Here is a 22,377-nt window from a genome sequence, read left to right as displayed (position 1 = left end):
TGTACCTTACCGGTGATCGGCGCCCACGGCTTCGCCCACATGGGAATAGCCATCTGCCTGTAATCGTTCGATCAATCCGGATTTAATCTCTTTTACCACGCCGGGCCCTTTGAAGGCCAGCGCGCTATAGAGTTGGACCAGACTGGCCCCCGCTTTTATTTTGTCATAAGCGCTGTCCGCGTCGTGTACGCCACCGGCCCCAATGATGGGTAAGGTGCCGTTTGTTGCGGAATAGACGAGGGCAATCGAGCGCGTTGATTTCTTATGCAAAATTTGACCGCTGAGGCCGCCTTTTTCGCGGGCGAAGGATTCGGGCAAATGATCCGGACGATCCAGCGTCGTGTTGGTCAGAATCAAGCCATCCACACCCGAATCGGTCGCCACGCGGGCGAGGGTTTGAATCTGGTCATCCGATAAGTCCGGGGCCAGTTTCACCAGCAGCGGCGGCGGTGCCATGCCACAGGACCGCCCGCGTTCATGCAGGATTTTGCCGATCAACTCTTTGAACGTGTCCGGCTCCTGCAAATCGCGCAGGCCGGGCGTGTTCGGTGATGAAATATTGACGGTCAGATAATCGGCAAAGGGGCCAAGCGCCTGCACCAGCAGCATGTAATCCTTGGCCGGATCGCTCTGGCCCTTGTTCATGCCGATATTGATGCCGACCAATCCGGGTGGGCGCGGGCGTTGATCCAGAAATCTTTCCAGATTGTCCTTGAACACATTCACGCCGCCATTGGGAAAGCCCATGCGGTTGATAATGGCGTGGTGCCGATGATTGCGAAACACACGCGGCTTCGGGTTGCCCATTTGCGGGCGGGGCGTGACCGTGCCCACCTCAACAAACCCGAACCCAAAGTTCAGCATCGGTGCAATCACCGCCGCATTTTTATCAAACCCGGCAGCCAACCCGATGGGGTTGGGGAAGATGCGGTTCCACAATGTTGTTTTTAAAATCGGATCATCCGCCGGATTGGCCGTGCGTGGCCGAAAGGGCAGGAGCTTAAGCGTGATATTGTGTGCGTCTTCCGGCGGCAGCGCGAAGAGCAAAGGGCGGATCAGGGTGTAAAGATCGGCGGCCATTTACGATTTAAAATGGCTGCGCGCGGTCTTCATATAATCCCATCCGGTGATAACGGTCAGGATCGTCGCGACCAGCAGTAACATTAAACCGGCCTGCGCTATGCCCGTGTGCAGCATGCCGGGGATCAGGATGCCCAACGCAATCATCTGTACGGCGGTTTTCCATTTGGCCAGTTGCGTGACATGCACCACAACGCCCTTCGGCCCCAGATATTCGCGCAGGCCCGCGACCAGAAATTCGCGTGTCATGATAATGATGGGCAAGGCCAGCCAGATACCGGGAATGGCCTTCGTCGCGGCCAGCATGATGAACAACGCCGCGACCAGAATTTTATCGGCAATGGGGTCGAGGAAGCGGCCAAAGTCGGAATACTGGTCATACTTCCGCGCGACCCATCCATCCAGCCAGTCGGTAAAGGCGCACAGCCCATACAGGACAAACGCCGCCCACACCGCCCACGCCGCCGGAACCAGCAACAGCCCGGCAATCACCGGAACCAACAAAATGCGCAAAACCGTCAGGATATTGGCGGTGTTTTTTGGAATTGTTTTCATGGGGGGGTTATAGCAGATCGTTCCACAATGAAAAAGACCCGCATACAGCGGGTCTTTTGTAACTTTTCGGTGGATTACGCCAATATTATGCTCTGGCGGCGGCTTTTTTCTTTTCCGCTTCCGGATCGCGCAGGACGTAGCCGCGGCCCCAGACGGTTTCGATGTAGTTATCGCCACCGGCGGCGTTGGCCAGTTTTTTGCGCAGTTTGCAGATGAACACGTCGATGATTTTCACTTCCGGTTCGTCCATCCCGCCATAGAGGTGGTTCAGGAACATTTCCTTGGTCAGGGTCGAACCCTTGCGCAAAGAGAGCAGTTCCAGGATGCCGTATTCCTTGCCGGTCAGGTGCAGCGGTTTGCTGTCCACTTCAACCGTGCGGGTGTCCAGGTTCACTTTGACCTTGCCGGTCATAATGACGGATTGGCTGTGGCCTTGGGACCGGCGGACGATGGCCTGAATACGGGCGATCAGTTCGCGTTTGTCGAACGGCTTGGTCAAATAATCATCGGCACCGAAGCCCAGACCCTTAATCTTGTTATCCATTTCGGACAGACCGGACAGGATCAGGATCGGGGTGGTGATTTTTGCGGCGCGCAGGTTTTTCAGAACGTCATAGCCGTCCATGTCGGGCAGCATCAGGTCCAGAATGATAATGTCGTAATCGTAAATCTTGCCGATTTCCAGACCGTCTTCCCCCAGATCGGTCGTATCGACAATGTAACCTTCGGATTTCAGCATCAGTTCGATGCTTTTCGCTGTGGAGCTGTCATCTTCTACGAGCAGAACGCGCATGTTTTTTCCCCGCGGTTGGTTGGTATTCTTAAAAATGGAGGTCAGTGCAGTGGTGGGCTTTGAGATCGTTCTAATCCGCAAGCCTGCTGTGCAGCTCCGATTAAACTTTATTAATATTAATATTAACAAATCCTGAACCGCCCTGCAAATCTTTCACCCTTTTTTATGATCTGGGGGTGAAATTGGGGCGATTTTCCCAAATCTTTTCATAATGTTAGTGGAAAATAGGTCCGCAGATGAAAATTTTTTAATTTTCAGGGATAACCCGGCCCGAACCTGAAGACGGGGCTGAGGGGCGGTAACGGGATTCTTAATGGAGAGGGTTACGCCAGAACCGGTTTGGGCCCGTTTAAGCGGCAGGGCTCGTGCATGACCATGCCCGGCTGTGTGATGCGCAGGCGGGAAACGCGGTCAAATTCCGCCACGATATGATCGGCGATTATATGCGTGCTGTTCACCGGGCGCAGGGGGTGGCTGTCCAGTGCGGTGGATGGATCGTGGCGCATAATGTCGCGGACATACCCCTGTTCGACCAGCGCATTACCCGCACAGCGGATGGTATCGTTATAAACGGGGCGTCCGTTGGTGATGCATTCGGAAAGAATGGAATCAGATTCCCCGAGCATGATGACATTGTCCGCCGCGGCGACAAGGCCGTTATACGGATTATATCCGCTTTGTATGTCATTCCATGTTGGCGCGATGATGGTGGCCGGAATGCCCGATTTCGGTTTTGCCGCCGCACTCTCAAATATTTGGCGCAGGTGATCATAGGCAGCATCGTCCGTCCGGCGGCTGGGGCAGAGATAGATCGTGCCGTTTATGGACCCATTCCAAATCATGGTTGAAACGTGTTCTATGGCATCTGCGCTTAACCACAGATCTGTCGTGAATATAGCGGTGAGCGGTGTGGCGATGCCGGGGTGGCGCTCTAAAAATTCGGTTTGAGCCGCCGCCAATCTATCCGCGGAGAGGTGATGCGGCGGCAAATCGCGCAGGATACCGCCGGAAAAAAGATTAAAGCGCATTGCGCCCAAAGATTCCGGGATGAGAATGGTTGGCTTTGGGGATTGTGTGAAATATTCCGGCAGGGTCATCCACCCAATAACAATGTCCGGGTGGCCGTGGCGTTCGCCAAGGATATGAAATTGTCTGACAATGCTATCTGTGTGAACGAAGCAACTATCGAGCATGGCTTGGTCAACGCACAGCATCTGCCCATTCAGTTTTTCGGCCACACGTTGCGCCAGTCCGATGGAACCATGACATTCGCCACGTGTCGGGTCGTTATCGCCGATATAGGCCCAGACTCGCGCGATGCCATCCTTGTTGCAACGAAATCCCTGATCATCTGTCATGGGTATGACACCTTGGGTTTGTCAATCTGCAGGCAAAACGGATTTTGCATGGCCATCATTGTTGGCCGATTCGTGCGGATACGCGATACACGATCAAAATCGCGTGCGATGTACTCGGCGATTTTATCGGTAATGTTGATCGGGGGCAGGCGTGTGCTGTTCAGCGGCGTATCCGGCGCGTGATCTTTCAGATAACGGATATACCCACTTCTTTGCAGATCCCTATACTTTTTTATGTCCCATTCGCTGTCCTCTATGCACAGGCTGTAGCCATCTTGCGCCGGTGGTGCGGGCGGAGGGATGTGGATATGGACAGGGCGGCCATTCGCAATAGACTCAGATATCATAGATTGGGATTCGCCGATTAAAACAACGTGATCGGATTGATCCAGCAAACCGATATAAGGATTATACTGGTTCCGAACGCTGCTCAGCGACGGTGCGATAATATTGAATTTTTGGCTCAGTCCGTTTTGTTTAATGAGGGTCTTCAGTTTCGATACGATTTTTTTGTAGATGTCCGGGTCTGTCCGTGTGGAGGGGCAGAAATAAACTGTGCCCGTGTTGTCGCCCAGGCAGTGTGTATCGATAATGGTCGCCACATTGTCATCGGCACGAATGTTCGCCAGCAGGATGGTGGTGATGGGGTTTTTTATATCGGTGTGGCGTGCCAGAAATTCCCGCCCGTGTTGCGTCAGATCGTCGGCGGTCAGATGATGGGGAACCAGCGGGTTCACGGTGTCATTCTGGGGCAGGCGTTTGACCATGTTGGGCAAAATGGTATCGATCAGGAATGTGGGGTCGGCTTCCGTTTTGTGTATCAACTGCTCTGCGGTGTAGCCGATAACGATATCGGGTCTCCCGTCGCGGTCCATTAATTTTTTCAGTTTCCTGGCCATCGATTTTGTATTGGGAAAGGCTTTGTTCAGCATATCCTGATCGACATACAGCATTTGCCCGTTCAATTTTTCCGCAACACGCTTTGCCAGTCCGGCGGCGCCGCGGCTTTCCCCGCGCATCGGGTCGTCACCGCCGATATATGCCCACACCCGCACAATTCCATCGGCATTGCACCGATAGGGCGGGGTCTTTTGGAGTATCTCGTTCAGTTCCGGTGTATCCATGGTCATCACAGTTTTAAAACGGCGCGCATGATGTTGTCTGTAAATTGAGGGTCGCAACAATCGAAAGTCTTTTTTCTTGCCTGGCTGCTGATGCTGCGGGCGCGGGCGGCAAGGCGGAAACACGCGATAATATCGTCCGCAACGGCATTGGTGGCGTTTAAGGGCGGATAATGCTCTTTCCGCAGCGCAAGTGTGTCGTCCATATCTTCAATAATTTTTATGTATCCGGCTTTTTGTAACTCTTGATAGATAATCCGTGCGTAATGATCGCCCTGACTCAGATAGAGCGGGCGGCCGTTTGCGATCGCCTCGGACAGCATGGACACGGATTGCCCCAGAAGAACGGCATGATCCGCAATGCTCAAAAGTCCTTTGTACGGATTAAACTTGCTCGCGTTTTGTTCGCGGTTTGATGAAATGATGCGGACGCGATCGCCAATATTGTCGTTCGCCAGAGCTTTTTTAAACGCCGAAACCAACGATCTTTGCTGTTTTTCCGATGTGCGGTGGGAGGCGCAAAAATACACAATCGTTTTGTCATTATGGCGGCAGAGTTTTGACAATTTTTGAAGAGCATGTTTATGTTCAAAAATTGATGCGCTGGCCAGAAAGACCGCAATAATCGGTGCATTCAGCTTTCTGTGACGGCGGCGTAAATCGCGCTCGGCCTCTTGCAAAAGATCGGGCGTTATATGGTTGGGCGCGATCTCTCTCAAAAGCGGGTCAGAAAGTTTTTTTGTATGGTTTTCGTTGATGGCGGTCACGTGCATCGTTGGTGCTTTGGGCAGGTAAGCGACAGCTTCACGGGACCGTGTCCCCAGAATAATATCCGGGTTGCCGTGGATTTTGGCCAAGGCAGACAGGCGCTTTTTTAAATCTTTTGTATTGGGGAATGTGCGGTCGAGCATGTCTTGGTCGATTTGCAAACGATCTGCGCCCAGATGATCGGCAATGCAACGGCCAATACCAATCGTTCCGTGTGTATCGCCGCGATCCATGTGGTCCGGGCCGATATAGATCCAGACGCGCGGCTTTCCGTCGGAATTGTTCAGATGCACGGTGGCGTGGCGCATGATGGATTCGGCATAGGCGTCGCGATTGTCGCGATTGAACCGCGCCATACAACGCGTCAGCGCGATGGAGAATTTCGTTTTCAACCCACCGATGGGCGCAGAATCATTATCATTGGCCGCGCCGGGGGCGGGACCAGTGATGGATTTTGCGGTGTTGGCGTCCCATACATCGCTCAAGGGGCAGGGCTCCTCTATTATAAGTTATGGAAATTTATAGAGGAAATGCTTCTGCCGCGCAACTTTTGATGAAAAGGGCGGAAAATCGCCCCTGTCCGGCCCTTAAAACTGTGCCATAATAAGGGGATGGACCGTCTCGCCGAACAAGCCGAAGCTTCAATCTCGATCCTGCCCGACTATCAAGTCTGTGGGCGGGTGACGAAGATTCTTGGGCTTTTGGTTGAAATTGCCGGATTTGGGTCGGATTTGACCATCGGGTCGCGGGTCCGCCTGCACCCGGCGCATGCGCCCAGCGTGCCGTGCGAAGTGGTGGGATTTAAGGATGGCCGGGCGTTGCTGATGCCCTTTGGCAATCTGGATGGGATCGGGCTGGGTAATCCGGCGGAGATTGAGGGGCGCAAGCCCGTGATCTGTCCGGATGATCGGTGGTTGGGCCGCGTGATCAATGGCATGGCACACCCGATCGATGGCAAGGGACATTTGCCGATGGGCGGGCACCCGGTGCCGTTGCGCAATACACCGCCGCCACCGCACAGCCGTCAACGCATGGGCGAGAAACTGGATCTGGGCGTGCGCGCCGTGAATACGTTCACGCCTGTCTGCCGTGGGCAGCGTATGGGGATCTTTGCCGGGTCCGGTGTTGGTAAATCCGTCTTGCTGTCGATGATGGCGCGCTATACCGAAGCCGACATTTCCGTGATTGGCCTGATTGGTGAACGGGGCCGCGAGGTTCAGGAATTTTTGGAAGATGATCTGGGCCCCGATGGTCTGGCGCGATCCGTTGTGATTGTCGCCACCGGGGATGAACCCGCACTCATGCGGCGGCAGGCGGCGTACACGACGTTGGCCGTGGCCGAATATTTCCGCCGACAGGGGAAACAGGTTTTGTGCCTGATGGATTCCGTCACACGTTTTGCCATGGCGCAGCGTGAAATCGGCCTGAGCGCGGGCGAGCCGCCAACATCAAAAGGCTATCCGCCGACCACGTTCGGCGAACTGGCCCGCTTGCTGGAACGTGCGGGGCCGGGTGGGCCGGGTGAGGGATCGATTACCGGGTTGTTCTCGGTTCTGGTCGAAGGGGATGATACCAACGAACCGATTGCCGATGCCGTGCGCGGTATTATTGACGGGCACATAGTTATGGAGCGCGCCATTGCCGATCGCGGACGTTATCCGGCGATTAACGTGTTGCGGTCCGTATCGCGGGCGTTGCCACGGGCGTTGAATGATGAACAGAACGCTATTCTGAAACGCGCGAAGCAGGTGATTACCAGCTACGAGGATATGGCCGAGCTGATCCGTCTGGGCGCGTACCGCAAGGGTACCGATCCGAAGGTGGATGAAGCCATCGATCTGTATCCGAAGATGGAAGAATTTCTGGCGCAGAACAAAGACGATCATACCACCATCGTCGAAGGGTTCGCGCGGATGCAGGAGATGTTGAACTCCGTCGCCGCGCCGCGTGGCCGCCGTGCGTTTTAAGCGGGGGGTAAGCCATGGCTGACCTTAATCCCCTGATCCGCTGGCGCAAATATGTCATCGATGAAAAACAGAAAATCCTGTCCAGCCTGTACCGCGAGGCGGAGAACCTGCAACAAAAGCGCGACAAGATGGAAGCGGATCTGGCCCATGAAAAAGAATTGGCCAGCAACAGCGAAGTGACCGAGGCCACGACCTATTACGGGCGTTATGCCGAAGTCCAGCGTAAGAAAATCGCCCAGATGGATGGGGCCATTGCCAAGATCAATACCCGCATCGAGCGGGCGCAGGATGAAATCCGCGTCGCCTTCGCCGATTTAAAGAAGGTGGAAATTACCCAGAAAAACCGTGAAGATCGTGAAGAGGCGGAACAAAACCGCAAGGAAACGATCATGCTGGATGAAATCGGGTTGGAAACATTTCGCCGGAATGAGGATACGAAGGAGTAGGTGGGCTTTACGCTCACTGTAGCATTCCCGCGAAAGCGGGAATCCATACGATGTTTGCACCTCCTGATGGATCCCCGCTTTCGCGGGGATGCTGATATATGGCGTGATCGATTAAAACAACGATCTATTTTTGTCCTGTGGTCCCGTTGGTTCAATACCGTTATGGGGCGATGGCAGGGCGGATAGCGTGTAATCCCGCCGTTTTTGAACCGCATCAAACAGCCCTTCACCAATAAAGTTGGTTATGGTGCCACCCCGGCGGGCGGCGTTTTGTTCCGGCATTTCATCGTGTTTAAACGGCGCAATAAAAATAGTGGCAACCACGCCATTTTCCGTTCCGCGCAATTCCGCGCGCGGGTTTTGAATGTCGGCGAAATGGGCGGGCAGGGTGCTGGTGTCCATATGACCACCATGCATGGCGACAAAATCATCAATCCTGATGATATTCAGGGCCTGAACACCGTTTTGAATATTTTTGTACACATTCATCATGGATTGATTGGTGATGATATACGGGGTTTCACCATCACGCGGGATGACGGGTTGGATCAGGGCGCGAAATTCGCCGCCGCCCATATGGGCCAGAACAAAGTTTTCATCGGCGATTCCTTCTTTATGCAGGGCGGCGCCGATAATCTGGTGCGCCTGATAATGCAAAACCGAATTGCTGACTTCATGGCCCAGCGTTTCATTCAATCCCGCCAGATTGTGAAAGCTGACCCCCAGCGTAATCGGTGGTTCGTCGTATCCGGTGCGGGCGTTGATATCATCAATCACGCGCAGGGCCGCCCCCGCCATGGCGGGGAAATCGCGCGCGATCAAGGTGCCGCTGGCGAAATCGGCAGAAGGAAACTTTGTCACCTTGGCGCTTAACAGCCGTTCCTGTTCCCGCGTCAGGGTCAGGCCTTTATCCTTCATATCGGCCAGCAAATGGTCGTAGAACGAATTTTCGATTTGCTTCAAGGTCAGGAAATGGTCCGGCTGTAATTGCGTGGCCAATGATTCCAGTGACGGCACGGCGTTTGTATCAATCGTGATGTCGACATGTTTTTGATACAAATCACCCATCGCGGCCATGACATGGGTGTAATGGTCGGCGGCAATGTCGGGGTCGGTGTAGCGGTTGGGGTCAAGGCTGCCCGCTGGTTTCAGGGCGTCGAAGGCCGGGTTGTTCAGGCGGGCCTGACCCAGTTCCGCCTTGGTACGCTGAATGTCGTGATCGGCGGCCTTAATGGCTTCGCTATAGTCGTTGTGGCCGTTGGCTTTCAATTCAAAAATGGTGGCACAGGCCCCGAATCCGTTGGACCGATCATCCAAGGGGCGTTTGGAATGGATGTGGTCATGCAACCCGGCGCGGGCGGTGACCTGCTCAATTTGATGATGCACGTCGTTCAGCAAGGCACGGGCTTCATTTGCCGGTAATCCGGGCAGAACAATACGCACCTCGTCCCCACCGGTGCGCAGGGGGATCATGGCGACATCCGCACGGTTGCCGATGCGGTTTTGTACGGCGTTCGTTATGGTTTTCGCAACGATCAGGGAAATATAATCCGTCATGTTCATGGCATCGCGCATGACGCTCTCGGGGCTGCGCCCTTCGGCGGCGCCAATCAGGAGAGCGAAATGTTCGTTCGTGCCGCGCATGTTGCTGTAATCAATTTCCATCACGCTGACCGGCTGGCCCGTGGTTTGTTCATAGAGTGCGGCCAGACCCATCACCAAGGGTACTTTGGTTTTTTGCTGATACCCCGTTAATTGATCGGGGATCATGTCATCGGCGGCGTAATGATCGGCGGCGGCAATTGCGGCGTCCGGCATATCGGGTTGCAATTTTCGGATCAGATCGTTTTCAAGATCCTGCGGATCGCGATAACCGTTATCGATGTATAATGTGCGGATATGATCCAGAACCATATTGATGTCGGCGGCATTGACGAACACGCTGCTCTTACGGTTCAAATCGGGGATCAGGTCAGGCGAAGGTTTTTTCTTCCCGGTCGCGGCGGCGGCCAGATTGAGCAAATAATCCTGTACTTCCTGCGCGTGGGGCAGGGACGCCAGTGATTCAATAACAACGTGTCCGGTGGCCATATGCGGCGCCTTCCGTCTGATTCACGCGTATCGTATGCGTAAAAGCCTTAAAAACCGTTAAGGCGTGGGCGGTCAGGCTGATTCCTGTACTTCCGCGCGGCGAACATCGACGCGCACCCAATCTTCGGCCCGGGATTGAAAGCCCAACACGCCCTTCATTCCGGCATTTTCAAGGGCGGCGACATACAGGCCCTTCATATGGGCCTGCATCGGCGGGCTGAAAGATTTTTCCCGGGTGCGCAGGATCAAATCGAGGCGTTTGTCTTTCATCAGCCCGTCAATCTGTAGATCCCCCATGCGGTCGAGATTCAGGTCGAAGATAAAACGGGTGCTGTCGCCTTTTTTGGAATCGGAACTGTCGTCATCCTGATCGCTGTGCTGGCGGCGATAGAACATGTGGATTTTGTGAATGTCGTTCTGCCACATCATGGGCAGGGTCAGGGCTTTCCAATCCTGTGTCACGGGTTCGGCATCGGCTTTTTGCAACCCGGCAATATCGCGCCCCATGCGGGTTAAGGCCTGCATCCCGCGGGAATCACGGCGCAGGGCGCTGATGGCATCATCGCCCAGCCACCCGGCCACATCGTTGGCGCGAATGGCGGCGAACAGAAACATCATCGCGGCCCCGGCCTGTGATGGGGACGCGGCGTTTGGAATCATGCGCGCGGTGGCGGCGGCGACCTGTGGCGCGGTGATGGACAAGCTCTGGATCATGTCGTCCATGGCGGGCCAATCCCAATTGGCGAACAGCATGGACGGCGGCGTCATTCCCGTCATACCGGGCATAGCGGGGGCCGTGGATATTGGCGCACCGGGCGCGGGCATGGATGTTCCATCCGGAACCACACCGGGCAAGGGCACAGGCACCGAACGCGGTAATAAATCCAGCGTCATGCCCGTCATCGGGGCATCGCCCGCCCATTGGATGACGAACAATTGGTTCGGCGCAATCAAGGGCGCGTGCAACACAGCCACGGGATTATTTTGCGTCGGCATGTGACCGATAATCGTGGCCTGCGTCGTGATTGGGTTGGGGTTGTTCAAAATCGGGGCCGTGACATCCGGTGTGATGACGGCTTGTGTTGATTGCATGGGGGCCAGACGCACAATGCCTTCGCCCGGATGAATGGCGGTGATGCGCGCATCAATCGTGTGCGGGCGCAGAGATGGAGCCGCGGGTGCGGTTTGCGTCGGTGCCGCCGGAATTTGAATCAGGGCATTTTGCAGCGGGGCGGGCAACGGCGCGGGCCACGTGGCCCCCTGCGGCAACGCGGTCATGGCCATGTCGGGCATAAGGGGGGCCGTGGTGGCGGGTGGTGCTGTTGGTACGCTGTAAAAACCGGATGAGATCGTCACGGGCGCGGGCCGGGGCATGACCACGGGGGCATCCATCAATGGCGGCAATGTGGTGACGGGCGCGGGCGAAACGGATGTGATGGCGGCCGGTTTTGTCGCGGGAAATGCGGGGGCCAGCGTTTGTGCAATGTCCTTCGCAATTTCCTGCGGCATTACGCTCGCGCGAATAAGGGGGGCAGGGATGATGACATCCTCGGCCACGGGCAGAACAATGTCGTGCAATTGCGCGGCGGGCAGCGGCACCAGACGGATAATCACGTCCGGCTGCAACGGTGCGGGTGTTGGCGTTACGACCGGGCGCGGTTGTTGCGTTTGTGCCAGCGTGTCCTGCAATTCCGGCGGCAATGACGGGCGGGTGATGATGGGTGCGGGGCGCGGTTTGTCCTCCACGGGGGCATCATCGCCGTTGGATGGTGCGGAATCCGTTCCGGGTTTGGTGATGGTTGTTTGTGGTGTGTCCGGTTTTTGTGTTGGCGCGGGTTGATCCGGGCGCGGGGCCACTTCCAGCACGCTGACCTGACGCGGGGGCTGGCCATCGGCGCGGGCGGGGGGGATGGTGACTTCTACTTGCGTGCCGGGGGGCGGGGAATCGCGCCCGCGCAAAACCACGTCCACGTCCCCCTCCGCCGTGCGGATTTTGGTGCTGCCGTCTTTGTTCTTGCCAACGACGACGCCGTTGACTGTGGTGGTCTGAATACGCTGGGTCAGGGCCTGAGCAATGGCGGCCACACGCCCCGTGACAATCCCCAAAACAGTGGGGATTTTGGGGCGGTTCCGGGGCGGCGGCGCGCCCGGCGGCAGTGATGATGAACCCGTATCGGTCATGCCATTGCAAACTTCATAAAAAAGACGTAATCCAGAGGCTAATTTCCCTTTATTATACCACCAAATCGGGACAAAGACTGTTAACCGGGATAGGCAAAATGCACAATAATTTCAAAAGATTCGGGTTTGTTTTCATGGTGTTGGCCGGGCTGGCTTTGAGCCTGCCATCCATGGCTGAGGAGGCGACCAAGGAGGCCGCGCCTGCCCAGGAAGCAGCCAAAGAAGCAACCAAGGAGGCACCCAAAGACGCCCCCAAAGAAAAGACCGTTAAAATCACCGAACCCAGCCCGGTCGAACAGGCTGAATTCGCGGTGAACCTGTTTATGCAGGCGTGTCTGGCCAATGGCGGTGATAAAGACCGCCTGCGCAAATGGGTGAAAGAGGTCAAATTGCCGGAAGTCACCGGCGAAGATGCCAAACCGTTTTTGAGCAACACGCCGTCCGGTCAAGGCCTCGCATGGTCGGCCAGCGGCAAGCAGGGACGTTTCGTTCTGGTGTCCGAAGAAAATGGCGCGTGCACCATCTATTCCCGCAAGGCTGATGAAAAGAAAGTCCACGAGATGATGAAGTGGATGAAAGACAATCTGGACAAGAACAAGGGTGAACAAAAAATCACCTATGAGCTGCGGACAGAAAACGACAAGGAACAAAAACTGAAACGCACCTTGATCGCTGTGCGCCGTAAGGACATGGGCAATGATATTGGTATGGTCGCCACGACCAGCACCACGCATCCGAGCCTGGCCGCGATTATCAGCATCTTCGCGATTGAGAGTGGTGCGAAGATGTAACCCTCTGTCCCCTTCCTGTCATTCCCGCGAAAGCGGGAATCCAGGGGACCGGGACGATTTTAGCCTCTATGGCTCTGGATTCCCGCTTTCGCGGGAATGACAATGGGAAGAAGAATTTTAAAAATAAAAACCCCCGGATCATCTCTGGGGTTTTTTATTTGTCTGCTTTTATCTGTTACGCCGTCGCCGCTGCGCGGGTTTCGGCCATGTCGCGCATCACGGCGCGGGCGATTTTTTCGACGTCTTCCGCCGCTTCCGTGTTGGGGGAGCGGATCAGCAACGGTGTTTGATTGCGAATGCATTCCTTCACGCGCGGATCAATCCGGATCATGCCCATCATCGGCGGGGACAGGCGCAGGAAGTTTTCACACGCCTTCAGCAATGTTTTATAGGTGCGCTCGCCCTCAATCGTGCTGGGAGCTTGGTTCACCACGATGCCGATATTTTTCGACATGCCCGCGGCGTTGCCCAGTTTGATAAAGGCGTAAGCATCGGTCAGCGATGTCGGCTCATCCGTCGACACCAGCAAGGTGCGGGTGGATGTGGCGGCCATCATGCGCACGGTGCGGTCAACGCCCGCGCCAAGGTCGATGATGACGACATCGTATTTATCGGCCACTTCCAGCAATTGGTCGCGCAGGAAGGTCAAACGCTGGCCCGGCAAAGCGGAGAGGGAGGCCTGACCGGAACGGCCAGCAACAATATCGAACCCGCCTTCTTCGTAACGCTGTACAACCTTGTCCAGACCCAGACGGCCACGGATCACGTCGTTCAAATCGCGTTTCGGCATCAGACCCAGTTGCACGTCCACGTTGGCCAGCCCCAGATCCCCGTCGAACAGCAGGACTTTTTTGCCCTGACGCGCCAGCGCGTGGGACAGGGTGATGGAAAACCATGTCTTGCCCACGCCGCCCTTGCCACTGGCAACCGCGATAATGTTCTTGCCGCGCCGGAAGGTTGGCGTAGCGGGTGTCGCTGGGTCTTTTTCGGCCGTTAACGGTGACTCGGTCATGGTGTTATCCTGCATTGACTGTCTTTTTGGGCGACGCCGAACCGGGGGATGTCGTGGAACCACGATCCGCCGGGGCGCTGCGGGGCATCAAGATACGCGCCAGACGATCCGGCGACATCCCGAACAGGCCTTCGGCCACCTGAGATGTATTGCTGGCGTCTGCAAAAACCAGGCCACCATAATGGGCGGCGGCCAGAAGCCCGCCAATGCGGCGGGCAATATCCAAACGGGTCGACATCATCGTGCGGACGCCAAGGCTGGCATACACACGGGCCATTTCCCCGGATTCATCGGCATCAACACCCGCGGGCATGACCAGAATGGGGTCCATGTTCGCCACGGCCATCATGCGGGCCAGGTCGCGCATTTCCTGCGGGTTAAAGGGGTTCAGGCCCCCGGTATCAATCACGATGTGGTCCGCACCGCGCACGGCGTCCATCGCCCGGCCCAGATCGCGCGGATCACGCGCTTTTTCCAGCGGGACGTTCAGTATTTTGGTAAATGCCGCCAATTGTTCGACGCCACCGGCGCGCAGCGTATCGGTGGTAATAACGGCCACTTTTTGCCCAGCCATAACGGCGCGTGTGGCCATTTTTGCCACGCCCAGCGTTTTGCCTGCACCCGGCGGGCCGACCAGCACGAAATTTTTGCCGACCGCCTTGTGGGGCAGGGGGCGGAATACGTAAAGATGTTCAAGGGCGGCGACCAGCGCCTCATGCGCGTTGCCCATGCCGGCGACGGTGGCGCAGGATACGACTTGATCCGTGATTTCTTCCGGTACGGCGTGCTTGAGCATAATGTCGGTCAGCTCTTCCGCGACCGCGTTTTCGTCCTGCTCGGCATCATATTGCAACCATCCGCCATCCTGCGCCCGGCTTTGCGGGGTGGATGTGGTGGGTTCGCCCCATCCATCATTGTGGGACTCAAACGTTTCCTGCTCCACGGCGGCGGTGACGCGCACGGATTTACCCCCGTTTTCTTCGCGGGTTGCGACGATAATGGCATCTTCTCCGAGCGTTTCGCGGATCATATGCAATGCCTCTGTCATGGTTTTGGCATAGAACGATTTAAGGCGCATGGGCGGGACCGTGAACTGTGATTCACTTAACGATTATATGTTTTCTAGAATCACTATTCTAGACAATAAACGTAAAGGACGTTTAAGTGAATCCCTGGATTTAAGAAAAATGCCGTAATTCTTTGGGGTGCGGCCCTCTCCCCCAACCCCTCTCCCAGAGGGAGAGGGGAGAACGGGTGCGGAGATGACTCCCTCTCCCTCTGGGAGAGGGGTGGGGAGAGGGCCTTGCGGAGTTTTCCATCAATCCGGGATTTTTGCGCCCAGCCCGGTATAGGGATTCAATTTCAAGGCGTTAACCAGCCCTTCGATCGCGGCAATTTCATTTTGCACCGTGGCCAGATCCTGTGGCGTCAGGGCATGGAACAAATGGCCGATTTCAAATAATGCGCCGGGGCGTGAAATGGCGAACAGAATTTCGGACCCGCGAAAGCTGGCTTCGAAATTTTTGGTGCCGATATGGTCCCCGACAGCCAAGAAAGATTCCATAAAACCGGGATCGAGGATGTAATGCGCTTCAAGCTGGTCCGTGGCCATCACGTCGAACCGGTTTTCAAAATCCGGGGCGGACAGGCGGACGGGTTCGAATTTTGAAAACGCGGTGCGCCAGAACCGCCCGGCGGCCCCATCGGGCATAATCACCGTGTGGGCGTTCAGGGTTTTGCCGATCCCGATGCGAATCACCGCACCGTGGAATACGGTGGTTTCGGTGGTGTCGCCATCACGGTCCCGGCTGATATCGACCAGATTCATTTCCTGAAACGCGACGGGGACATTGGCGATGGTGCCCGTAAATCCATCTTCAATCCCGCATCGGTCATGCGGCGGCAAAATGGCGTGGGGGGCGACATCGTCCCAGTCCATCACGCCATCGGCCTTAAATTCCAATCCCATCCCGGTGGCCAGATCGCGCATCAACGCGGCCTTGGTCCGCTTGCGGTATTTCATGTTCATGACATGGAACAGGACCAGCGTGACAATCGCGGTCCAGAATAAAACGAACACCCACGGAAACCCCGTTTCCTCCGACATCATCAACGCGCCAATGGCACACAACGCTGCAAAGGCCATGGGGGAACCCATGACGAACACCTGCATATAACGCTGGCGTTGTTCGTCCAATGTAGCGCAGAGGGTGGTGATGTCCGGGGTTTGTGCCTGCATTTTATAACCCGATATGAGGGTTCATGTTTAGTGTTTCAACGATATCGGCGACGATGGCAATGTCGTCAATGACCTGCTTTATGGCCAGCGTATCAGTCGGGGTGTGAAGGTTGCCAAATTCAAAGAGGTCACGATTAAAGGCAATCGCGATGGCCAGCGTATCTTTGTAAAAACTAGCACTGACCGATTTTGCGCCGACGGGTTGCGTGGCCTCTAAAAAACGTTCAATGAAGGACGGGTCGAAGATGTAATGGCCTTCGGTTTCTGATGTTGAGTAGATTTTGAATTGGTCCTGAAACTTTCGGCTGACCATATTGACGCGTTTAAAGGGCAGGAAGCGCGGGTCCATATTGGCGGCAGTTTTGCGCGTCACATAATCACGCGAGAAAATCAGCGTGTGGTGGTCCAGATATTTATTCAGGGGGATGGTGGCGACAACCCCTTGAAACATGACGTAGCCGCTTAACCATTTGCCGCGTTCAATGTCGATATGTTTGGCAATCAGGCGGGCTTCTTGAAATTGTATACGGCGCTCGCCGATCGTGGCCTCAAATCCATCCTCCACCAGCCGAATATCGTAGCTGGGTAACAGCAGGTGATCATACAAATCGCCCAGACGAAAAAAACCGGTGGGGTTGTATTTAATGTTCAATTCCTGGGACAGAGCGAACATAAGGCCGCGTTTGACATGCCTTAAATATTTTTTCTTTTGTTCGCGTGCCCCGGTAAAGGCCGCTGCGCTTAACGCGGCAAAGAGAGCTGTCGTCTTTGCGATGATTTCAATGTCAGGATCGGCGCGGCCCATAAAAAGGAACCAAACAAACCCCGCCGCCATACAGGCATACAGTCCCCAAAACACGATATAGCCATTGCGATGAAAGCGGCGGACGCTTTCGAAGCTGTCAATTTTATGCTGGATTGTGCGTTCAATGTCTTTGGCAATGTCCAGACGTTGGATATGCAAGTCCATATCCTTGATCTGGTCGATGCTGTCGAATGATGGACTCAAATCTGTCCCAACGTCCTGATCTTGGCTTTCGGGTGGATTTCGTTTTGTGACATGACCACCGTTTGCGGGCGGAAGCGTTCGACGATCGACCGGACATAGGGGCGAATGCCGGGGGAGGTGAGCATGACCGGAACTTCACCCGTCTGGGCCAATTTTTCGTACACGGTGCGGACCGCAGTGATGAAATCCTGCAATTGGCTGGGGGCCATGGCCAGTTGTTTTTCTTCGCCATCACCCAGCAGGGATTCGGCAAAGGCCTGTTCCCAATCCGGGGACAGCGTGACCAGCGGCACAACGCCATGGGCGTTGACGTTGCGTTCGCAAATCTGGCGCGCCAGACGGGATCGCACATGTTCGGTGATAATGGTGACGTTCTTGGTGTAGATGGAGGCTTCGGCAATGCCCTCCAGAATGGCGGGCATGTCGCGGACCGAGACGCGTTCGGACACCAGATTCTGCAACACACGCTGCAATCCGCTGACCGACATTTTGCCCGGAACGACATCGGCGACCAGTTTCTGGTAATCGCCCGGCAGTTCGTCCAGCAATTTTTGCGTTTCGGTGTAGGACATCAGATCGGACATGTTGTCCTTGACGATTTCGGTCAGATGCGTGGTGACGACCGTTGGGGCATCCACAACGGTGTAACCACGGAAATGCGCTTCCTCGCGGTATTGTTCGTCGATCCACATAGCGGGCAGGCCGAAGGTCGGTTCCACCGTATTTTCACCGGGCAGGGTAATGGCGGCACCCGTCGGGTCCATGCACATCAGCATGCCGGGGCGAACCTCGCCACGGCCCGCTTCGATTTCCTTGATGCGCACGGTGTAGGTGTTGGCGGGCAGTTGCAGATTGTCCTGAATCCGTACGGCGGGCAGGATGTAGCCCATATCTTCGGCCAACTGACGGCGCAATCCCTTGACCTGATCGGTCAGCTTGTTGCTGCCTTCGCCCTGAACCAGCGGGAGCAAGCCATAGCCCAGCTCCAGCCTGATTGTGTCGATGGCCAAGGCTTTGGATATGGGTTCTTCGGCCACTGCGCCTTGTTTCTGCGGGGCGGCGAGGGCGATTTTCTCTTCCTCGACGGTTTGTTGTTTCCGCATGCTCAACCACGCCAGACCCGCCGTGATGCCGCCGAGGAACAGGAAGGGCAATGTGGGAATGCCGGGAACCAGACCCAGCATGATGATCAAACCACCGGACAGGCCCATGGCTTTCGGATAACGCGAGAACTGAACCGTCAACGCTTTGTCCGCCGCGCCTTCAACGCCGGCCTTGGACACCAGCATACCGGCGGCAACGGAAACGATCAGCGCCGGGATCTGGCTGACCAGACCGTCACCGATGGTCAACAGGGTATAATTCTGCGCCGATTCAGCGAGGCTGAGCCCGTGCTGGGCCGTGCCGATGATGATACCGGCGACCACGTTGATGAAGGTAATCAGCAAACCGGCGATGGCGTCACCGCGCACGAATTTCGCCGCACCGTCCATGGCCCCGAAGAATGTGCTTTCCTGCTCTAGATTTTTCCGGCGCAGTTTGGCTTCGTCTTCGGTGATCAGGCCGGATGACAAATCGGCGTCGACCGCCATTTGTTTACCGGGCATGGCGTCCAATGTGAAACGCGCGGCCACTTCGGCAATACGGCCCGAACCCTTGGTAATAACGACGAAGTTGACGATAACCAGAATGGCGAAAACGATACCGCCAATGACGTAGTTTTCGCGGATGATGAATGTTCCGAACGCTTCGATAACATGCCCGGCGGCGTTGGACCCCTCGTGCCCGTTTTCAAGGATCAGGCGCGTGGAGGCAATGTTCAGACCCAGACGCAGCGCCGTGGTGATCAGCAAGACGGTCGGGAACGTTGAAAATTCCAGCGGTGTCTTGATGAACAAGGCCGTCATCAGGACCAGAATGGAGAAGGTGATAGACAGCGACAAGCCCATGTCCAGAACGAAGGGCGGCAGCGGCACCATCATGAACATCAGGATGACGACGATACCCAGGGCCAGCAAGGCATCCCCGCGCAGCACCGATCCAGCCGCACCCTTGGCGCGACCCATGTTCAACGAAAAATTCGACGGTGCATCAGCCATGAAAAAAACAGCCCGGACGGGGAAAGAGCATTACACAAAAGAACCCCCGCCTTGATCCCGTTTCCGGGTGTCGGCAGGTGTCCATAATATTTTACGCGGGGCGGGGGGAACATGCAAACCCTGATCCGTGGATTTCGGTGTTAAACACTTGTCATTCTGCGGTTTTCCATTAGGATTCGGGGATGATTTCCGCACCGCCTTCACACTCTTTTCCGTATCATGGCTTTGCCCGTGCCGTTCGCCTCGTTTTGCTGGCGGGCGTGGCCGGGGGGATGATGTCCGCCTGCATTACGACCAATGTCCGGTCGCTGAAGGTCAGCGGGTCTGATTACAACAGCTATCTGGCGCGGGAGTATCAGGCGCTGGCCGGGATGGAGCAGGAGGGCGGGGACCGTGACTTGTCCGCCCATTTTGCGCGCAAGGCCTTTGCCGCGGCGAAAGCCAAGCCGGTTGCGCGGGATGTTGTGGACCCGAATATTATTCCCGTGTCGCTGACCCCCGATCTGGACCGGGCGGCGATGGCGTTGGATGAAGCGCTCTCCATCATGCGCGGCATCGGCAATGACAATGCGCTGGCCGTGGCGCAGGTGAGTTTTGATTGCTGGGTTGCGCAATCGGCGATGCAGCAGGATGTGTTATCCGTCATTGCCACGCTGCCCTGCCGGGATCAGTTTAGAAATGCGATGCAAAGCCTGTCCGGCGACGTAGATCAGGCGGCGGTACGCACCGCCGTGTATTTTGATACCAACAGCATTGTGATCAATGAACAGTCGCGCATTGTGTTGATGGATCTGGCTGTATCCATGCGCCATCGACCGCACTGGACGCTTGATTTATCAGGCGTAACCGACACCAGCGGGCGCAATAAACCAAACCCGTCTTTGTCCATGCGCCGGGCCATTGCCGTGCGCAATGCGCTGGCGCAAATGGGGATTGATCCGGACCGTATTGCGGTCGAGAACGAAGAGCATGCCGACACGGTGTTGGGTGATAGTGATACCGAAACCGGCGATCATGCCGAAAATCGCCGCGTGGATATTGTTGCCACGCCATCGTTTGGTTTTACGGGATAAAAAAACGGGGCCGATGGGCCCCGTTTTTGTATTCAATGCGACACAGAATTAGTGTGCAGCGCCTTCTTCAGCAGCCGGAGCTTCCATCACAGGCGCTTCCATTGCCGGGGCTTCCATCACTGGGGCTTCCATAACCGGAGCGGCGTTTTCAACGGCTTCCGGTTGCGGCATTTCGATGCCCATTTCAGCGTTGCTCGGTGCAGCGTCAGCAGCCGGAGCGGCTTCTTCGGTTGCAGCAGCGTCAGCCGGAGCCGCGTCTTCTTTTTTGTTGTCGCAAGCGGCCAGAGCCAAAGCCGGCAGGATCATTGCGCTCAGCATCAGGGTACGGAAATTGATCATGATTATGTATCCTTGTCAGTCGTTTTTGGTTGTTTTTTAGGGGCTTATCGTTCCCCGCCGGCGGCGGCCGGGACATCGATCCCCTCGTCTTTATACTGGTTCAGCTTGTTCCGCAAGGTCCGTATGGAAATACCCAGAATATTGGCCGCATGGGTCCGGTTGCCCAGGCAATGACCCAATGTATTCAATATCATATGGCGTTCCACATCGGCGATGGTCCGGCCCACCAGGGTCTCAACCGCCCCCGGATTCTGGATTTCAGACGGGGAGGAGGAGGCCGTGGCCCCCGCGCCGGATACGCCGGACAAAGACGGGGCGTTGCCCGGGCTGGCCGCCGGGGAGGACCCCAGACCGCCGCCTTCGGGCAGGAAGATGGCTTCGGTTTCAATTTCATCGGCCATCGACATCAGCACGGCACGGTGCATGGTGTTTTCCAGCTCGCGAATATTGCCGCGCCATTTATAGGCTTGCAGGGCGCGCTGGGCATCCGCCGCAATGCGTTTTTTATCAACGCCATTCTGGTCAGAAAATTTATCGGCGAAGAATTGCGCCAGCGGTGCGATATCGCCCGGGCGTTCGCGCAAGGCGGGCAGGCGGATATTGACGACGTTCAGGCGGAAATACAAATCTTCGCGGAACTCGCCCTTCTTCACGCTGTCTTCCAGATTGCGGTTCGATGTTGCGATCAAGCGCACATCCACCTTCACCGGGTCGTTGTTACCAATGCGGGTGATTTCGCGTTCCTGAATCGCGCGCAGCAATTTGGCCTGCAAGGACGGGTGCATTTCGGTCACTTCGTCCAGCAGCAAGGTGCCGCCATGCGCTTCTTCAAATTTGCCAAGGCGGCGGGATGTTGCGCCGGTAAACGCACCCTTTTCATGGCCGAACAATTCAGATTCCAGCAATGATTCCGGAATGGCGGCGCAGTTCAGGGCAATGAACGCGCCGTCCTTGCGTTTGGATTTGTTGTGAATGTAGCGCGACATGACTTCTTTACCCGTACCGGATTCACCCGTGATCAACACGGTGGCTTCGGACGGGGCAATTTTGTCGGCCATTTTGACGACGGCCTGCATGACCGCGTCATTCGCGATCATCGTATTGTTTTCTTCGGTCACGGCGGACAGAACCGCCGCGATCAATTCTGCATCCGGGGGCAGGGGAATGTATTCTTTCGCGCCATCCTGAATCGCCTTCACGGCGGCGCGGGCGTCGGTGTTGATGCCACAGGCGACGACGGGCAAATGGATGCGCTCGGCCTTCAGCGCTTCAACAAACTGGCCGACTTTTTGTTTCACGTCGATCATCACCAGATCGGCGCCCTTGCCATTCCGCAACGCGCCGAGGGCTTGTTCGATATCTTCGCAATGGATGACTTTGGCGCCGCGCTGCAGGGCGATTTTACCCGCCGCGCTGATATAGCCTTCAAGTTGTCCGACAATCATTAGACGCATG

Annotated in this window: 19 protein-coding genes; 4 read left to right on the top strand and 15 right to left on the bottom strand. The window is 56.1% G+C overall.

Annotation, left to right across the window (positions count from 1 at the left end):
* Nucleotides 1-6: 6 nt before the first annotated feature.
* The 6 genes from ACSC94_RS06510 to ACSC94_RS06485 form a co-directional block, all read right to left on the bottom strand.
* Complete coding sequence (locus ACSC94_RS06510; RefSeq protein WP_435640036.1) at nt 7-1,080, bottom strand: quinone-dependent dihydroorotate dehydrogenase; 1,074 nt, start codon at nt 1,078-1,080, stop codon at nt 7-9.
* Nucleotides 1,081-1,635, bottom strand: coding sequence for a CDP-diacylglycerol--glycerol-3-phosphate 3-phosphatidyltransferase (pgsA, locus tag ACSC94_RS06505; RefSeq protein ID WP_435640035.1), 555 nt, complete (start codon nt 1,633-1,635; stop codon nt 1,081-1,083).
* Nucleotides 1,636-1,720: 85 nt separating this feature from the next.
* On the bottom strand, nt 1,721-2,428 hold the full coding sequence (ctrA, locus tag ACSC94_RS06500) for a response regulator transcription factor CtrA (RefSeq protein WP_014102304.1): 708 nt from the start codon (nt 2,426-2,428) through the stop codon (nt 1,721-1,723).
* A 323-nt stretch (nt 2,429-2,751) separates the two neighbouring features.
* On the bottom strand, nt 2,752-3,786 hold the full coding sequence (locus tag ACSC94_RS06495) for an ELM1/GtrOC1 family putative glycosyltransferase (protein ID WP_435640034.1): 1,035 nt from the start codon (nt 3,784-3,786) through the stop codon (nt 2,752-2,754).
* The gene (locus ACSC94_RS06490; protein ID WP_435640033.1) at nt 3,783-4,910 is read right to left on the bottom strand and encodes an ELM1/GtrOC1 family putative glycosyltransferase; all 1,128 of its coding nucleotides are present in this window, start codon (nt 4,908-4,910) and stop codon (nt 3,783-3,785) included. Before ACSC94_RS06490 ends, ACSC94_RS06495 begins: the two co-directional genes overlap by 4 nt.
* A gap of 5 nt (nt 4,911-4,915) precedes the next feature.
* Nucleotides 4,916-6,160 carry an ELM1/GtrOC1 family putative glycosyltransferase gene (locus ACSC94_RS06485; RefSeq protein ID WP_435640032.1) on the bottom strand — a complete coding sequence of 415 codons (1,245 nt, stop codon included), beginning with the start codon at nt 6,158-6,160 and terminating at the stop codon, nt 4,916-4,918.
* 126 nt (nt 6,161-6,286) lie between these two features.
* On the opposite strand from ACSC94_RS06485, the gene fliI reads away from it, so the two are divergent.
* Both fliI and ACSC94_RS06475 read left to right on the top strand, forming a co-directional pair.
* Nucleotides 6,287-7,642 (top strand): flagellar protein export ATPase FliI, encoded by a 1,356-nt coding sequence (gene fliI / locus ACSC94_RS06480; protein ID WP_435640031.1) that lies wholly within the window; start codon nt 6,287-6,289, stop codon nt 7,640-7,642.
* Nucleotides 7,643-7,656: 14 nt separating this feature from the next.
* A complete protein-coding gene (locus tag ACSC94_RS06475) occupies nt 7,657-8,088 on the top strand; it encodes a flagellar FliJ family protein (protein WP_435640030.1) in 432 nt (143 codons plus the stop codon).
* Nucleotides 8,089-8,199: 111 nt separating this feature from the next.
* Here the strand turns inward: ACSC94_RS06475 and ACSC94_RS06470 are convergent, their stop codons facing one another.
* Nucleotides 8,200-10,179: a GGDEF domain-containing protein gene (locus tag ACSC94_RS06470; RefSeq protein ID WP_435640029.1), complete on the bottom strand. Its 1,980-nt coding sequence runs from the start codon at nt 10,177-10,179 to the stop codon at nt 8,200-8,202.
* Between the two features lie 72 nt (nt 10,180-10,251).
* Nucleotides 10,252-12,360 (bottom strand): hypothetical protein, encoded by a 2,109-nt coding sequence (locus ACSC94_RS06465; protein ID WP_435640028.1) that lies wholly within the window; start codon nt 12,358-12,360, stop codon nt 10,252-10,254.
* Between the two features lie 98 nt (nt 12,361-12,458).
* Between ACSC94_RS06465 and ACSC94_RS06460 the strand changes: the two genes are divergently transcribed.
* Nucleotides 12,459-13,151 (top strand): NMCC_0638 family (lipo)protein, encoded by a 693-nt coding sequence (locus tag ACSC94_RS06460; RefSeq protein WP_435640027.1) that lies wholly within the window; start codon nt 12,459-12,461, stop codon nt 13,149-13,151.
* Between the two features lie 175 nt (nt 13,152-13,326).
* Here the strand turns inward: ACSC94_RS06460 and ACSC94_RS06455 are convergent, their stop codons facing one another.
* The 5 genes from ACSC94_RS06455 to flhA form a co-directional block, all read right to left on the bottom strand.
* Nucleotides 13,327-14,163 carry a MinD/ParA family protein gene (locus tag ACSC94_RS06455; protein WP_435640026.1) on the bottom strand — a complete coding sequence of 279 codons (837 nt, stop codon included), beginning with the start codon at nt 14,161-14,163 and terminating at the stop codon, nt 13,327-13,329.
* 4 nt (nt 14,164-14,167) lie between these two features.
* Nucleotides 14,168-15,241, bottom strand: coding sequence for a GTPase (locus ACSC94_RS06450; RefSeq protein ID WP_435640025.1), 1,074 nt, complete (start codon nt 15,239-15,241; stop codon nt 14,168-14,170).
* 240 nt (nt 15,242-15,481) lie between these two features.
* Entirely contained in the window at nt 15,482-16,402 is a 921-nt protein-coding gene (locus ACSC94_RS06445) for a DUF3137 domain-containing protein (RefSeq protein WP_435640024.1), read from the bottom strand.
* Between the two features lies 1 nt (nt 16,403).
* Complete coding sequence (locus ACSC94_RS06440) at nt 16,404-17,411, bottom strand: DUF3137 domain-containing protein (RefSeq protein WP_435640023.1); 1,008 nt, start codon at nt 17,409-17,411, stop codon at nt 16,404-16,406.
* Nucleotides 17,408-19,510: a flagellar biosynthesis protein FlhA gene (flhA, locus tag ACSC94_RS06435; protein WP_435640022.1), complete on the bottom strand. Its 2,103-nt coding sequence runs from the start codon at nt 19,508-19,510 to the stop codon at nt 17,408-17,410. The genes ACSC94_RS06440 and flhA overlap by 4 nt, the downstream gene beginning before the upstream one ends.
* A gap of 182 nt (nt 19,511-19,692) precedes the next feature.
* Between flhA and ACSC94_RS06430 the strand changes: the two genes are divergently transcribed.
* Nucleotides 19,693-20,583, top strand: a complete 891-nt coding sequence (locus tag ACSC94_RS06430; protein ID WP_435640021.1) for an OmpA family protein — start codon at nt 19,693-19,695, stop codon at nt 20,581-20,583.
* A 48-nt stretch (nt 20,584-20,631) separates the two neighbouring features.
* Here the strand turns inward: ACSC94_RS06430 and ACSC94_RS06425 are convergent, their stop codons facing one another.
* On the bottom strand, nt 20,632-20,922 hold the full coding sequence (locus ACSC94_RS06425; protein WP_435640020.1) for a hypothetical protein: 291 nt from the start codon (nt 20,920-20,922) through the stop codon (nt 20,632-20,634).
* 44 nt (nt 20,923-20,966) lie between these two features.
* The gene (locus ACSC94_RS06420; protein WP_435640019.1) at nt 20,967-22,376 is read right to left on the bottom strand and encodes a sigma-54-dependent transcriptional regulator; all 1,410 of its coding nucleotides are present in this window, start codon (nt 22,374-22,376) and stop codon (nt 20,967-20,969) included.
* Nucleotide 22,377 lies beyond the last annotated feature (1 nt).

Source organism: Micavibrio aeruginosavorus (assembly GCF_051245535.1).
In the GTDB taxonomy this organism is placed as follows: Bacteria; Pseudomonadota; Alphaproteobacteria; order Micavibrionales; family Micavibrionaceae; genus Micavibrio; species Micavibrio aeruginosavorus_D.
The sequence above is the reverse complement of the archived record's forward strand: the minus strand, read 5'-3'. Positions and strand labels throughout refer to the sequence as shown.